This is a genomic window from Nocardia halotolerans, from assembly GCF_042650145.1.
Taxonomy (GTDB): Bacteria; Actinomycetota; Actinomycetes; order Mycobacteriales; family Mycobacteriaceae; genus Nocardia; species Nocardia halotolerans.
In genome coordinates this window covers 154,427-169,118 of sequence record NZ_JBHSDL010000007.1, presented here as the reverse complement: position 1 = coordinate 169,118, position 14,692 = coordinate 154,427, and the positions used below count along the sequence as shown (strand labels likewise).

At 68.6% G+C, this 14,692-nt stretch carries 10 protein-coding genes; 5 read left to right on the top strand and 5 right to left on the bottom strand.

Going from position 1 to position 14,692, the window contains the following annotated elements; genetic code table 11:
• Positions 1–53: 53 nt before the first annotated feature.
• Positions 54–776 carry a class I SAM-dependent methyltransferase gene (locus ACFO5K_RS08000; RefSeq protein ID WP_378558581.1) on the top strand — a complete coding sequence of 241 codons (723 nt, stop codon included), beginning with the start codon at positions 54–56 and terminating at the stop codon, positions 774–776.
• Here the strand turns inward: ACFO5K_RS08000 and ACFO5K_RS07995 are convergent, their stop codons facing one another.
• Positions 777–1,043: a hypothetical protein gene (locus ACFO5K_RS07995; RefSeq protein ID WP_378558173.1), complete on the bottom strand. Its 267-nt coding sequence runs from the start codon at positions 1,041–1,043 to the stop codon at positions 777–779.
• A gap of 241 nt (positions 1,044–1,284) precedes the next feature.
• Between ACFO5K_RS07995 and ACFO5K_RS07990 the strand changes: the two genes are divergently transcribed.
• Positions 1,285–2,730 carry an aldehyde dehydrogenase gene (locus ACFO5K_RS07990; RefSeq protein ID WP_378558171.1) on the top strand — a complete coding sequence of 482 codons (1,446 nt, stop codon included), beginning with the start codon at positions 1,285–1,287 and terminating at the stop codon, positions 2,728–2,730.
• Here ACFO5K_RS07990 and ACFO5K_RS07985 read toward each other — a convergent pair.
• From ACFO5K_RS07985 to ACFO5K_RS07970, 4 genes are all read right to left on the bottom strand, one after another.
• Complete coding sequence (locus ACFO5K_RS07985; RefSeq protein ID WP_378558168.1) at positions 2,727–2,906, bottom strand: hypothetical protein; 180 nt, start codon at positions 2,904–2,906, stop codon at positions 2,727–2,729. The two genes, ACFO5K_RS07990 and ACFO5K_RS07985, sit on opposite strands and share 4 nt — an antisense overlap.
• A 222-nt stretch (positions 2,907–3,128) precedes the next feature.
• Positions 3,129–4,961, bottom strand: a complete 1,833-nt coding sequence (locus tag ACFO5K_RS07980) for a phosphoenolpyruvate carboxykinase (GTP) (RefSeq protein WP_378558165.1) — start codon at positions 4,959–4,961, stop codon at positions 3,129–3,131.
• A 289-nt stretch (positions 4,962–5,250) separates the two neighbouring features.
• Positions 5,251–6,696, bottom strand: coding sequence for a hypothetical protein (locus ACFO5K_RS07975; RefSeq protein WP_378558162.1), 1,446 nt, complete (start codon positions 6,694–6,696; stop codon positions 5,251–5,253).
• Positions 6,683–7,792 (bottom strand): hypothetical protein, encoded by a 1,110-nt coding sequence (locus tag ACFO5K_RS07970; RefSeq protein ID WP_378558159.1) that lies wholly within the window; start codon positions 7,790–7,792, stop codon positions 6,683–6,685. Before ACFO5K_RS07970 ends, ACFO5K_RS07975 begins: the two co-directional genes overlap by 14 nt.
• Positions 7,793–8,038: 246 nt before the next feature.
• On the opposite strand from ACFO5K_RS07970, the gene trmB reads away from it, so the two are divergent.
• The 3 genes from trmB to ACFO5K_RS07955 are packed head-to-tail and all read left to right on the top strand — an operon-like array spanning position 8,039 to position 14,634.
• Positions 8,039–8,782: a tRNA (guanosine(46)-N7)-methyltransferase TrmB gene (gene trmB, locus ACFO5K_RS07965; protein WP_378558577.1), complete on the top strand. Its 744-nt coding sequence runs from the start codon at positions 8,039–8,041 to the stop codon at positions 8,780–8,782.
• A complete protein-coding gene (locus ACFO5K_RS07960) occupies positions 8,779–9,501 on the top strand; it encodes an NYN domain-containing protein (RefSeq protein WP_378558156.1) in 723 nt (240 codons plus the stop codon). The genes trmB and ACFO5K_RS07960 overlap by 4 nt, the downstream gene beginning before the upstream one ends.
• Positions 9,502–14,634: an MMPL family transporter gene (locus ACFO5K_RS07955; RefSeq protein WP_378558153.1), complete on the top strand. Its 5,133-nt coding sequence runs from the start codon at positions 9,502–9,504 to the stop codon at positions 14,632–14,634.
• Positions 14,635–14,692: the final 58 nt, after the last annotated feature.

Genomic DNA, 14,692 nt, shown 5'->3' with positions numbered 1-14,692 from the left:
CCGAGCAGCCAGTCCGCCGACGTGACCGGTCCCGGTTCGCGCGCCGCGCCACGCTGCGCCGCTCGTTGCGCCTGCTCACCAGTTTCCGGTTCGAGCAGTCCGACCCGGCCCGCTTCTACGGTGGCATCGCCACCGACAGCGCCGAGCTGGTCGCCGACTTCTACGCCGACGTCACCGGCCGCGAGCTCACCGGCACCGTGGTCCTCGACGTGGGCGGTGGGCCCGGGTACTTCGCCGACGAGTTCAGCGCGGTGGGCGCCCGTTATGTCTCGGTGGAGCCTGACCCGTCGGAGATGCACGCGGCGGGCCTGCGGGTGTCGGGTTCGGTGCGCGGATCGGGCATGGCACTGCCCTTCCGCGACAACGCTTTCGACGTCTGTTTCTCCTCGAACGTCGCCGAGCACGTGCCGCAGCCGTGGCTGATGGCCGAGGAGATGGTGCGGGTGACCAGGCCCGGCGGCCTCATCGTGTACTCGTACACGGTGTGGCACGGGCCCTTCGGTGGTCACGAGACCGGTCTGTGGCACTACCTCGGTGGTGAGTTCGCGGCCCGCCGGTATCGGCGCAAGCACGGACGTGAACCGAAGAACAGGTTCGGCCGCTCATTGTTCGCGGTCACGGCGAAGGATGGTTTGCACTGGGCGGCAACGACTTCAGCCGATGTGCGGACCATCTTTCCCCGGTACCATCCACGCTGGGCGTGGTGGCTCGTCCGAATTCCGCTCGTCCGTGAGCTATTGGTGAGCAACCTGGTGGTGGTTGCCACCAAACAATGATCAGGCGAGCCAGCTCAGTCGTCGCGACCTGCGCACCGGTTCGGGTAACACCCTGTCCCACGGCGATTCCTGAATCGCCAAGCCGACAGTTTCCAGCGTGGTCAGGCCCACCTGGTCGGCGAGCGATCCGACCATCGCGACCGCCTCAGCGGCCTGGATGGCGGCAGTTGCCTGCTCGATCGTGAGTGTGCGGCCCGGCAGGAATGAGACAACCCATCCTCCGCTGCCCACACTTTTCGCTTGATGGTCGGTCTGGTCGCTGGTCATCAACGATCGGCCGATCACTTGCACAGCCATGAGTCGGTCTCCCCAATTCGCTGTTAAGGTCCGATGAATCGAGCGAGCTGATCAGTAGCTAAAGCATCCCCTTTTCAACAACAGAACGCAATAGTGCGTTTACCTGAAAAGCGAACCGACGAGTCGGAATTCATGCTGTTCACAGCTGTTGCGGGACAACGAATTAGAACGTGTTGCAGACAATCCGGTCGCAAAACTGTAACGTGTTCTCATGCATTACGACAGTCTGTTCATCGGCGGCAAGTGGACCACCCCGGCAGGTAGTGACCGCATTTCCGTGGTCTCACCGGCCTCAGAGGAGACCGTCGGCAGCGTGCCTGCGGTAACGAGGGCCGACGTCGACGCCGCGGTCGCCGCGGCCCGCGACGCCTTCGACAGCGGTCCGTGGCCGTCCACCCCACCACTGGAACGAGCCGAGGTGCTCACCAAGGCCGCCCGGTTGATCGAGCAACGCTCCCCCGAACTGCTCGCAGCGCTCACCGCGGAGATGGGCGTGCCGGTGTCAGCGGCCTTGACACTCAATCAGATTCCGGCCGTCGCCGCGCTCGACGCCCTGGCCACGCTCGCGAAGAGCTTCGCCTGGAACGAAACTCGGGTCGGCCTGTTCGGAACCACCCGTGTCTCACGGGAACCGCGCGGTGTGGTCGCGGCGATCACCGCCTGGAATGTCCCGTTGTTCCTCGCCGTCAACAAGCTCGGCCCCGCCCTGCTGGCCGGTTGCACGGTGGTACTCAAGCCCTCACCGCTGACCCCGCTCACCACCAACATCCTCGCCGACATCTTCACCGAGGCCGGCGTACCCGACGGCGTGCTGTCCGTCCTGCCCGCCGAGGCCGAGGCCAGCGAATACCTCGCGGGCCACCCCGGCGTCGACAAGGTGACCTTCACCGGCAGCACCCCGGTCGGCAAGCGGCTGGCCGCGCTGGCCGGCGAGCAGCTCAAGACGGTGTCGCTGGAACTCGGCGGTAAGTCGGCCGCGATCGTGCTGCCCGATGTCGACCTCGCGGCGTGCATTCCGGTGCTCGCGTTCTCCGGGTTGATGAACAGCGGGCAGGGCTGCGTCGCCCAGACCCGGATCCTCGCGCCGCGCAGCCGCTATGACGAGATCGTCGACGCGCTGGTCGCCCACGTGCGCACCATGCAGACCGGTGACCCGAACGATCCCGCGACCCAGCTCGGCCCGCTGATCAGCGCACAGCAACGCGACCGGGTGGAGGGCTACATCGCCAAGGGCAAGGCCGAGGGAGCGCGGCTGGTGCTCGGCGGCGGCCGGCCGGCCGGTCTGGAGCGCGGCTGGTACGTCGAGCCCACGATCTTCGCCGACGTCGACAACTCCAGCACCATCGCCCAGGAGGAGATCTTCGGCCCGGTGCTGTCGGTGATCCCCTACGACACCGAAGACGAGGCAGTGGCGATCGCCAACGACTCCGTGTACGGCCTGGCGGGCTCGGTCTGGACCACCGACGTCGAACACGGCGCCGAGATCGCGGCCCGCGTACGCACCGGCACCTACGCGATCAACTGGTACGCCTTCGACGCCACCGCGCCCTTCGGTGGCTACAAGAACTCCGGCATCGGCCGCGAGAACGGGCCCGAAGGACTCGACGCGTTCTGCGAACAGAAGTCGGTGCTGATGCCGATGGGCTGGACCGGCTAGTCCTGCGGCATCAGCACCCGCAGCACGGGTTGCGCAGCCACCTGCCCCTTGGCCGGGAGATCGACCACCTCGACTCGCCAGCCCGGGGGCAGGACGCTTTCCAGCCGCCCGGCCACGCGCTGCATGGGCGTGCTCGAACAGGCGTCGGGCTCGGATCGGGCCACCAGATCGGTCATGCGTCAGCCACCTCTCAGCGTCGATCACAACGGAGTTAGCTCGGGATGGTGCGACGTACAGAGAACCTGACTGGGAATATAGGTGACGGCGATTCTCATGTCCGAGCGACTCTCTGATCTTCATACAGAGGTACCCCGATCTCGTGCCCGGGAATCGCCGGATGTCGAAACGAAACCGCCCGCACCGGATTCGGTGCGGGCGGTTCCAGGTGTCCGTGTGGGTCAGCCCAGGCGCTGCTTGAGTGCCTCGAACTCGTCACGCACGCCGGCGGGGAGCTTGTCGCCGATGAACTCGAACCACTCCTCGATCGACGGGATCTCCTTGCGCCACTCCTCGGCGTTCACCGCGAGCGCCTCGTCGACATCGGCGGCCTCGACATCGAGGCCGGCCAGGTCGAGATCGGCGGCGCCGGGCACGTGGCCCACCGGGGTGGCCTCGGCGCCCGAACGACCCTCGATGCGGCCGACGATCCACTCCAGCACGCGGGAGTTCTCACCGAATCCGGGCCACAGGAAGCGGCCGTCCTCACCACGACGGAACCAGTTGACGTAGAAGATCTTCGGCAGCTTGGTCGAGTCGGCGTTCTTGCCCAGCTCGATCCAGTGGTTGAGGTAGTCGCCCACGTGGTAGCCCAGGAACGGCAGCATCGCCATCGGGTCGCGGCGCACGGTGCCGACCTTGCCCTCGGCGGCGGCGGTCTGCTCCGAGCCCATCGTGGCGCCCATGAAAACGCCGTGCTCCCAACCGAAGGACTCGGTCACCAGCGGAACGGTGGTCTTGCGGCGACCGCCGAACAGGATCGCCGAGATCGGCACACCCTGCGGGTCGTCCCACTCCGGAGCCAGGATGGGGCACTGCGACATCGGCGTGCAGTAACGCGAGTTCGGGTGCGCGGCCAGGGTTTCGCTCTCGCCGCGAACCCAGTCGTTGCCCTTCCAGTCGGTCAGGTGCTGCGGCTCGCCTTCCAGGCCCTCCCACCACACATCGTTGTCGTCGGTCTCGGCGACGTTGGTGTAGACGGTGTTGCCCGCGTCGATGGTGGCCATCGCGTTGGGGTTGGAGCTGTGGTTGGTGCCCGGCGCGACGCCGAAGAAACCGAACTCCGGGTTCACCGCGTAGAGGCGGCCGTCCTTGCCGAAACGCATCCAGGCGATGTCGTCGCCCAGGGTCTCGGCGCGCCAGCCGGGGATGGTCGGCTGGATCATCGCCAGGTTGGTCTTACCGCAGGCGCTGGGGAACGCCGCGGCGATGTAGTAGTTCTTGTTCTCGGGCGAGATCAGCTTGAGGATCAGCATGTGCTCGGCCAGCCAGCCCTCGTCGTGCGCCATCGCCGAGGCGATGCGCAGCGAGTAGCACTTCTTGCCGAGCAGCGCGTTGCCGCCGTAACCCGAACCGAAGGACCAGATCTCGCGGGCCTCGGGGAAGTGGGTGATGTACTTGGTGTCGTTGCACGGCCACGGCACGTCGGCCTGGCCCTCGGCCAGCGGGGCGCCCACGGAGTGCAGCGCCTTCACGAACGGGCGGTCGGTGCCCATCTTGTCCAGGGCGGCCTGACCCATACGGGTCATCACGCGCATGGAGACCACCACGTACTCGGAGTCGGTGAGCTCCACACCCAGCTTGGGGTCCTCGGCACCGAGCGGGCCCATGCAGAACGGCACCACATACATGGTGCGGCCCTTCATCGAGCCGCGGTACAGCTCGGTCATGGTGGCGCGCATCTCGGCGGGGTCGACCCAGTTGTTGGTGGGGCCCGCGTCCTCAGCGGTCTCGGAGCAGATGTAGGTGCGCGATTCGACGCGCGCCACATCGGAGGGGTCGGACAGGGCGAGGAAGGAGTTGGGCTTCTTCTTCTCGTCGAGCTTCTTGAAGGTGCCCGCCTCGACCAGCTGGGTCGTCAGGCGATCCCATTCCGCGTCGGAGCCGTCGGCCCAGACCACCCGGTCCGGCTGAGTGAGCTCTGCGACTTCCTGTACCCAGGCGAGCAGTTCACTGTGCTCGGTCGGCGCGGTGCCGTCGGATCCACGAAGACCAGGAATGGTCGCTGAGGTCATGAAAACTCTCCTGAGATGGGCGGTGTTCGATTTCTCGCGTCGGTCAGGCCGTCGACCAGCGCGAATCCATCGATCGCCACCGTGGCGGGAAGACGTCCACAACGACCGACCACCGCACAGCCCCTGATGGACGGCGAAGGAGGGCCGTACATGGACGGAGGCCGCGCGTCGACCGGCACGGAGCAGGACGCCCAGGTTCCTGCTGTCAAGGTTAACGCGATATGACGATCGATAAGGAATCGGGTTCGACCAAACTAGTACCCACCGGCGGGTCGGCCAATCGCGTGCGTCACATCCGGTCCAGCGTGTCGATATCGCGCTCGCACGCCGAGAGCTGCGCGGGCCGCTCGGCGACGATCCGCCGGGCCAGCGCGTCGAGTTCGGTCACGCGCCGGTCCACCGCCACCGCGCGCGCCGTCGATTCGGTCACCACATGCTCGGCCAGCTCGGCCTCCACATCCACCAGCACGGCCGCCACCCGCTGCTCGAGCTGGGCTTTCACATTGATCAGCGCCTCGCCGACCCACTGCGACATGTGGTTGCGTTCGGCGAGCTGGGCTCGCGCGCGCACCACCCAGTAGGCCGCGCCCGCACCGAGCAACAGCGTCACCGGGACGCTGGCCACGTCCAGGGTCGGCACCAGCGACAGCGGCGCGACGATCAACCGGCCGAGGCCGACACCGGCCGAGGCGCCGAGCGCGATCATGAGGTGATCTTCGACACCCCGGTGCCGCGGCGCCGGGTCGGGACCGAGCCCCGGGGCCGGATCGTGCCTGCGTACGACGGGTGCGCCGGTCCCGACGCGGCGGGCGGTCTCGGCGACGCGCTGCTCGATCGTGGCATCGACCACCACCGACAGTTCCCCGACGGCCTGCTGCAACCGTTGCGGGTAGGCGCGCAGTTCCGCGCGATCGCAGCGATCCAGTTCGGCGCGCGAACGGGTGTGCAGGGCGCGCACCATCGACCCCACCTCGGTGGTCAGGTCGACGCGCGCCAGCTGGACCTGGCTGCGTACCGCCGCCAACCCGGTCTGACGCCCGCCGTCGCGCCCGGCGAGCAACGCCACCCGCTCCTCCCGGATCCTGGCCGCCTCACCGCCCGCTCGCAGGGCGGTGACCTGCTCCTCGATCCGGGACCTGGTGTCGGCCAGGACCCGGGCGAGCACGGCGGCGCGACGTTCGGCGCCGTCGACCGGAGACTGGGCGGTGGCCGCGGCCAGGGCGGCGTGCAGACCGGCCAGCCCGGAACGGTCCAGCAACGCCGAATCGTCGGTGGCGCGGGCCGCGGCGGCCAGGCGCGCCGAGACCGCGAGCACCTCGAGGTCGGTGATGCCGCGGGCGGCGAGCAGGGCCAGGCTGCGTTCGCGGATCGCCCGCCAGTCCTGGTAGGCGTGGAAACCGTTCATGGCGAGCAGGACGGGTCGTCCGGCGGCGCGCAGGCGATCGATCAGGGCGAGCATGTCGGCGCCGATCACACTGCCCGCGTCGAACAGGATCAGCGACGCGGCGGCCTCGGGGGTGGCGGCGGGGTCGAGCAGGTCGACGCGTGGTTCGAAGCGAGCCAGCTCGGTGCGCACGAGCGTGGTGTTGGCGTCGTCGGCGGCGTAGAGCACCACCCCCGCCCCCGCGCCCGAGCCGGCCATCGCCCGCAACAACGCCTTGCCCTGCGGGTTCCACCGCGCGATGACGGCGTCGACCTCCGCGCGCAGTCCGTCGGCCTCCTCAGAGTCCGGCACTGCTCATCCGCTCCCAGGCTCTGATGTAACCGTTGTGCACCCGCAGGGCGGCACGGCGCGCGGCGGGTGGCATGTCACTGGACACCACGGCACGCCAGCGGGTAGCGCGGGACAGGGCCTCGTCGGCGTCGGCGGGTGCGGGCGCCGGGTAGCCGGCCGCCAGATGGGCCACCTCCGGGCAGGCCAGACCGGCACACAGTCCGGCCCACAGCGCTTCGTCACCGGCGAGGTAGTGCTCGATCAGGTCGCGGGCGCGCCCGCCGTCGCCGGGAATCGCGCGGGCCGCCAGCCGGACCAGCTCGTCGATCAGTTCGCCGCCGCGCACCGCCTCCACCTGCTCGTAGCGGCGATGCACCAGCCGGTGCAGGGGGTCGACCCCGCTGGCCGAGTGCAGGATCTGGATCAGCGCCGCCGAGCTCAGGTCCGGGTCGGCACGCAACGCGGTGAGCGCGCAGTCCACGCCGTAGAGGTCCCAGCGCGCGATCAGCCGCCTGCGCGCGTCCTGATCGGAACCGGCGCCGATGAACAGTTCGGCGGCCAGCAACGACGGCACATCCGGGCCGACGGCGAGCCGGCGCAGATCACTCAGATCGGCGGCGTCCACGGCGCCCGCCCGCGTCCGGGCCGCGAGCGCGGCGACCACCGGAACCACGGGCACCCGCAGCTCACGGGCATGCCGTTCCGCCGCGACCACCGCGTCACCCCAGCGCGCACCCACCGCGTCGGCCTTGTTGAGCACCACGATCGCCCGACCCGGCGGCAGCGTCGCGAGCACCCGCAGATCCGCGGCTTGGGGCGCACCGGCCAGCACGTACACCACCAGATCACCGTCGAGCACCGGGTCGGGCAGCTCCGGCTGGTCCACCGGCGCGGTCTCCTGCGCCGAGAGCAACGCCAGCGCGGCGAGCACGGTGGTGCGACCGCTCAGCGCGCGCCCGGCCACCTGGATGCGCAGTGGACGGCGACGCCGGGCGACCGCGGCCGCGAGCCGCTCGGCGACCGCCGGATCACCGCCCCGGCCAGCAGCGAGAGCCGAGATCAGCTGATCGAGCTGATCGGACGGCCGGGTCTGCGCGGTCACGGTGGCTGTCGGCATTACGTGCACCCCCTTTTCGGAGGGCATTCTGTCAGATCCGCGCCGGACGGGCCGTCGTCGAAGAATCCCGCCCGCCCGGGGCCAGACCCCGCCGCGACGCGCGGTTGGCCCCACCCGCTGTGACCGGCTGCGACGTAGCTGCGCGCATGCTGGACAATGGACGACGTGAACGACGCCGCCAACCACCCTGTCGAGCCGGTTTCCGGGCCGCCGTCCACCGCCCCGGGGCATTTGAAGCTCTCGGAGATGCCGAACGAGGCGGGCCGCCGCTCCACCACCGGCTCCCGGCTGTATCCGCGCGTCACGAGCTTCCGCTCCCGTCGCGGTGCGCTGACACCGAACCAGCGGGCCTCCTGGGAACGCACCTGGCCGGTGATCGGGCGTGACGTGTCCAACGAACCGCTCGACCCCGACACCTGGTTCGGGCGCAGTGCTCCGCTCGTCATCGAGATCGGCTGCGGCACCGGCACCGCCACCGCCGCCATGGCCACCGCCGAACCGCACCTGAACCTGATCGGTATCGAGGTCTACAAGCCCGGTCTCGCCCAGCTCGTCCAGCAGATCGAACGCGAACAGATCGACAACATCCGGCTGCTGCGCGGCGATGCCGTCGACGTGCTGGAGAACATGGTTGCCCCGGAGTCGCTGACCGGTGTGCGTGTGTTCTTCCCGGACCCGTGGCCCAAGGCGCGCCACCACAAGCGCCGGCTGCTGCAAGCGCCGACCTTCGCGTTGATCGCCAGCAGGCTGCGGCCGGGCGGTGTGCTGCACGTGGCCACCGACCATGCCGATTACGCCGAACACATTCTCGAAGTAGGCTCGGCGGAACCGCTGCTCACCGGCCTGAACGACACCACCGGTGGCGACAGCGCGGCCAACCGCGACACCGCGCCGATCGGGTTCGACCGGCCGGTCACCAAATTCGAAGACAAAGGTCTGCGTGCCGGAAGCGCGATCAACGAGTTCATATGGGGGAAGATCGACAGATGAGCGTGAGTGAGATCGCCCCCGAGATGCCGGATGCCGACCGATCAGGCGCCGGCGCCGAGGCGTTGACCAGTTCCGGGCCAGATGTCCGGCGCGTCCTGCTCGTCTGGGACGCGCCGAACCTCGACATGGGACTGGGCGCCATCCTCGGTGGGCGTCCCACCGCCGCTTACCGTCCCCGCTTCGACGCGCTCGGCCGCTGGCTGCTGGCCCGCACCGCCGAACTGTCGGTGGGCACCAAAGGCCGCGTCGAAGCCGAAGCCACCGTGTTCACCAACATCGCCCCCGGCACCGCCGACGTGGTCCGCCCGTGGGTCGAGGCGTTGCGCAATGTCGGTTTCGCCGTCTTCGCCAAACCCAAGATCGACGAAGACTCCGATGTCGACGCCGACATGCTCGCCCACATCGCCACGCGCGCCCGCGACGGCGGCCTGGCCGGCATCATGGTCGCCTCCGCCGACGGTCAAGCCTTCCGCGAACCGCTCGAAGCGATAGCGGCCAGAGGAATCCCCGCTCAGGTGCTCGGATTCCGTGAGCACGCGAGTTGGGCCGTCACTTCCGATACTCTCGAGTTCGTCGATCTCGAGGACATCCCGGGCGTATTCCGGGAGCCGCTGCCGCGGGTGAGCCTCGATTCGCTGCCCGACGAGGGCGCATGGCTGCAGCCGTTCCGGCCGCTGTCGGCGCTACTCACTTCTCGCCCTGGTCAAGGAGTCGCTTAAGTGTTCACCCGCTGGGGCGATCTGGTCTATCGGTTCCGCTTCGCCGTCATCGCGGTCGTCGGTGCCGCGATGTTGGCGCTGGGCGCCTACGGCACGGGCTTGGGCGATCGCCTGACCCAGAGCGGCTGGTTCGACCCCGGCTCCGAATCGGTGCAGGGCGCGGAGATCGCCGACGAGGCTTTCGGCCGTGACCACATGGCCGACGTCATCGTCATGTACAACGCGCCCGAGGGCAAGACGATCGATGACCCGGAGTTCCAGCAGAAGATCGTCGACAACCTGAGCACGGCCGTCGCCGAGCACCCGGACCACATCGACAAGATCAACGGCACCTACTGGAAGGTGGGCGACGCGCCCGCCGTGCCGTCGGTATTCGGGTCCAAGGACAAAAAGCACGCGTTCGCCTCGATCGCCATCGTCGGTGACAACGACACCGTCATCATGACCAACTACCGCGCCGTGCAGGATGCCTTCTACATCCCCGGTGTCGACGTGGAGGTCTCGGGCCTGCAGCCCCTCGCGGTCACCCTGACCGACACCATGGACCACGACTCCAAGCGGATGGAGATGCTGGCCTTCCCCGCGGTGGCGGTGCTGCTGTTCTTCATCTTCGGTGGCATCGTGGCTGCCGCGCTGCCGCTGATCATCGGTGGTCTCACGATCATCGGCGCCACCGGTCTGGTCATGGGGCTGACCAACTTCACCGAGGTCAACATCTTCGTCGGCGGTGTCGTGTCGATGATCGGTCTCGGTCTGGCGATCGACTACGGCCTGTTCATAGTCAGCCGTTTCCGCGAGGAGCTGGCCGAGGGTTACGACACCCGGGTCGCGGTGCGGCGATCGGTGATGACGGCTGGGCGAACAGTCGTGTTCTCCGCGACGATGATCATCGCCAGCCTCGGCGGCATCCTGATCTTCCCGCAGGGCTTCCTGCGGTCGGTCGCGTACGGCACCATCGCGGCCGTCTCCCTCGCGGCGCTGACCGCCATCACGATCCTGCCCGCGATGCTGGGCATCCTCGGCCCCCGCGTCGACATGCTCGGGCTCAAGCGGTTCCGCAAAACCAAGACCGCCGAACAGGTCGAGAACGGATTCTGGGGCAATACGACCCGCTGGGTCATGCGGCACCCGCTCAAGATCGCCATCCCGATCACCATCGGCCTGCTGCTACTGATCATCCCGGTCAAGAATCTCGCCTTCGGCGGCATCAACGAGAAGTACCTCCCGCCGGACAATTCGACCCGAACCTCACTCGAACACTTCTACGAAGTCTTCCCGCAGAAGAAGACCGACCCGATCCAGCTGGTCTTCGTGGGCGAGAACACGACCGCGATCGGTCAGATCCGGAAGGAAGCCAGCCAGGCGCCCGGACTGGCCGGCCCGTTCGACGTTCCCACCAACCCGCCGAACAACTCGGAGGTGTACCGCACCTCGGCGACCCTGATCGACCCGACCGGTGACGTGGGCCCGACCATCGATTACCTTCGCTCGATCGAAGTGCCCGACGGCATCACGATGTACGTCACCGGCCAGCCCGCCCTGATGGCCGACAGCATCAACACGTTGCTGGACCTGATGCCGTGGATGATCCTGCTGGTGCTCGTCACCACCACCGTGCTGATGTTCTTGACCTTCGGTTCGCTGGTGCTGCCGCTCAAGGCGGCGTTGATGAGCGCGCTCGGCCTCGGCTCGACCCTCGGCATCCTGACGTGGATCTTCGTCGACGGCAATGGTGCCGGGCTCCTGAACTTCACCCCACAGCCGATCAGCGCGCCGGTGTTGATGCTCATCATCGCGATCATCTACGGCTTGTCGACCGACTACGAGGTCTTCCTGCTCTCACGCATGGTGGAAGCACGTGCCCAAGGTGCGTCCACCACCGAAGCCGTGCGGATCGGCACCGCCCAGACCGGGCGCATCATCACCGCCGCCGCACTCATCCTGCTGGTGGTGACCGGCGCGTTCGCGTTCTCCGACATGGTGATGATGCAGTACATCGCCTACGGCATGATCGCGGCGCTGTTCCTCGACGCCACCATCCTGCGCATGCTCCTGGTCCCCGCCATCATGAAACTGCTCGGCGACGACTGCTGGTGGGCGCCGAAGTGGATGAAGCGCATCCAGGAGAAGATCGGCCTGGGCGAACCCATCCTCGACGACGAACGCCCGCAGCAGGGTGCCGTGGTCGACCTGGTGAAAACCACCCCGATCACCGATCCGCCGACCATGCAGATGACGGCGGTCCCCGACACCAAACTGGCCAAGACTCCGCGCCGCCCGCGCACCGTCGCCGAGATCGAGGCCGAAGCCCCGACCCAGCGCATCGACAAGGTCACCGAGCACACCGACACACCCGAACCGGTCCGTGCCCGCAAGCCCATGTCCCCGGACCCGACCCGGCCGCGCGCGTCGATGCTGTCCGGCGAGCCGACCCAGATCCTCCCGGTCGTCAAGCCCGGTGATCCCGAACCCGGTCAGGCGCAGCCTGATTCGGCGCCTGCCGATACGGGCGACAACGGCGAACAAACCCAGATCCTCCCGATCGTCAAACCGGGCACAGATCCCACGAAGTCCGCCCCCACTGATCCGACCTCGGACACATCCGAAGGCCCCGGGACATCGGCGGGGTCCGATTCCGAACCCCGTGCCCCCCACCGTCTTCCGCGCGATCCCGGCGGCCCGAACTCCGGCCTGGGCAGTCCCGGACCGAGCTCCGGCCCCGACAATCCCGGGGCGAGTTCGGGCCTCAGCAACCCCGGCGATCCGAACTCCAGCCTGGGCAACCCCGGACCGAACTCAAACCTCGGCAACCCCGACGGCGCAAGTTCCCCTCTGGGCGACCTCGGTACGAGTGGGCTCCGCGGTGACCCAAGTGGCTTCTCGCACAGTAACTCCGACGCTGGCCGCACACCCGACCTCGGCAGCGCGAGTTCCGACGCTGAGGGCCGCGGGATATCCGAAGCTCACGGTGATGCGAATATTCGCTTCGGCGGGGCGGGCGCTGCTTCCGTCGACGCTTCCGGCGACACCGGATTCAGTCTGCGCGATGCAGGTCCGGGTGCCGCGACCCCGAGCATCAGTGTGCCGGGCGACAACGGTTTCGGCGTGTCCCCCGCTCGTGGCGCCGACTCCGGTGGGTCCGAAGCGGTCCGGGGTCAGGGCTTCGTCTCGGACGGTGTGATCGGAGGCGGGTACAGCGCCGAGCCGACCGATGATGAAACCGGCGGCGCCGGTGCTGCACCACGGGGATCGGAGCGGGTGCAACCGCCTCCGGGTTATACGCCGCCCGCCCTCGGTGACGGCCCGGCCGCACCGCGAGTGTCGCCCCCGGTGGAGCCCGGCGGATTCGGCAGGGCCACAGACGAACCACGGCCCAGCATCGTGACGCCGACGCGGCCGAGCATCGTGAACACGCCACCGCCGAGCGTGGCGACCCCACCGCCCAGCATCGTCAACACCCCGCCCCCGACGCCACGTACGGCCGCGCCACAACCGCGACCGGCCGACTCCCCCGCCGGCGGAACCTTCAGCGGGTTCACCCCGCTGTCGACACCGACCGACGCACCACACGAATCCGGCAATGCGCCAATTCGCCCGTCCGGCGAGCCGCATCCCGACAACGCGCCACACGGATCCGGCGATTCGCCCATTCGCCAGTCCGGCGAGCCGTATCCCAACAGCCCGCCGCACGAATCCAGCGAGGCGCCGACTCGCCCATCCAGCGAGGCGTATCCCGGACCGCGGCAACCGGATTCACGTAGCAATGGTTCCGTGCCCCCGCGCACCGATCTCACCGCGACCCCCGGTGCCCATCGCGCCGACCTGCGCACAGACGCCACCCCAGATGTGGCATCCGCGTCAGGGTTGCCGGCCGAGTCGAACATCGCTCACCCGCGCTCCGGTTCGGATCCGTACTCGCCGAACGATGCGGGCGCCCACTCGCCGGGCGAGCCGGAAGCCACTTCGGCGCGAAGCGTTTTCGGCACTCCGGTTCCCGTCGAACCCCGTGATCCAGCGTGGAACAACCCGGTCGATCCGAACACACCGTCGGCCTTCGGCAACGGAACCGGCGACCCCAGCGCACCGACCGCCTTCACGGTCCCCGATGCCGATGGCCCTCGATTCACCCCGGTCATCCCGTCATCGGACAGCCCGACCACCGCGCCCGTGCCGCCCTCCGCCGGCCTGGGGCACGGCGAGTTCACACCGAACCCGCCTCTGCACGACGCGGATTCGCAAACGGACGCTGATACGGAACGCGGGGACGTCGCACCGAACCCGCCTCTGCACCACGCGGATTCACAAACGGGTGACGTCGCACCGAACCCGGCAGTGACGCCGCAGAGTCTGCACCCGCTCTCCGACACCGGTCGCGAGGAATCCACGGCGCCGCGACACCCGGCCAACACCGTGCGCCCCCAAGTCGCACCGCCCGGATTCACCGCAGTCACCGGCGACGAGACCGCCCAGCACCGCGACGCGGCGAGCCCGGTCGAATCGGCACCGGGTCAGGAGGAACGTCGATCCAGCACCGGACTCCCGGCCCACACGTCTGACCGCCCCGGCACCACCGATCCGGCGGGCCTGGCCGACCGGTCCGGCACGATGAGCGCCCCAGCTCCGCGCCCCAGCGCAGTGCACGATCCGAGTACGGCTGAGCAGAGCCGCACGATGGCCGACAGGGCCACATCCGGACAGAGCCACACCGCGGACGACGGAGGTACGTCCGGACCACAAGCCGCCGACGAGCCGGGTACTGCCGGCGAGCAGCGGGGCGCTGCGGGGCAGTGGCGTGCACCTTCCGGATTCACTGCTGTTCCGAATCCTGCCGCCGCGACACCGGACCCCTCATCAGAGCAGTCGTCTTCGACGGAGGGCACATCCGTTGCCGACGACAGTTCCGCCATCGACCGCAGCACCGCGACCGACGCTGATTCCACGGGCAACGGCTCGACCCCCGCGGAACCGGCTGAACCGCACGCGGACAACCGCAATGAGATCGAGAACTGGATGGCCCAGCTGCGCTCCTCGCGACGCGGCGGCGCCGCGGACGAAGGCCGCCATTCCGGGGATGAAGGCCGCACGGTGAGCGTCAACGAACTACTGCGCCGTCGCAACGACGAAACCGAGTAGTCCGGCACCACTCGCACAACACGAAACCCACGGCGGATCAGCAGCGACCACCGTGGGT

What these genes read in the sequence shown, in the direction of transcription:
- ACFO5K_RS07995 (WP_378558173.1), bottom strand. Translation starts at nt 1,043, where the DNA reads ATGACCAGCGACCAGACCGACCATCAAGCGAAAAGTGTGGGCAGCGGA.
- ACFO5K_RS07990 (WP_378558171.1), top strand. Translation starts at nt 1,285, where the DNA reads ATGCATTACGACAGTCTGTTCATCGGCGGCAAGTGGACCACCCCGGCA.
- ACFO5K_RS07985 (WP_378558168.1), bottom strand. Translation starts at nt 2,906, where the DNA reads ATGACCGATCTGGTGGCCCGATCCGAGCCCGACGCCTGTTCGAGCACG.
- ACFO5K_RS07980 (WP_378558165.1), bottom strand. Translation starts at nt 4,961, where the DNA reads ATGACCTCAGCGACCATTCCTGGTCTTCGTGGATCCGACGGCACCGCG.
- ACFO5K_RS07970 (WP_378558159.1), bottom strand. Translation starts at nt 7,792, where the DNA reads ATGCCGACAGCCACCGTGACCGCGCAGACCCGGCCGTCCGATCAGCTC.
- trmB (WP_378558577.1), top strand. Translation starts at nt 8,039, where the DNA reads ATGCCGAACGAGGCGGGCCGCCGCTCCACCACCGGCTCCCGGCTGTAT.
- ACFO5K_RS07960 (WP_378558156.1), top strand. Translation starts at nt 8,779, where the DNA reads ATGAGCGTGAGTGAGATCGCCCCCGAGATGCCGGATGCCGACCGATCA.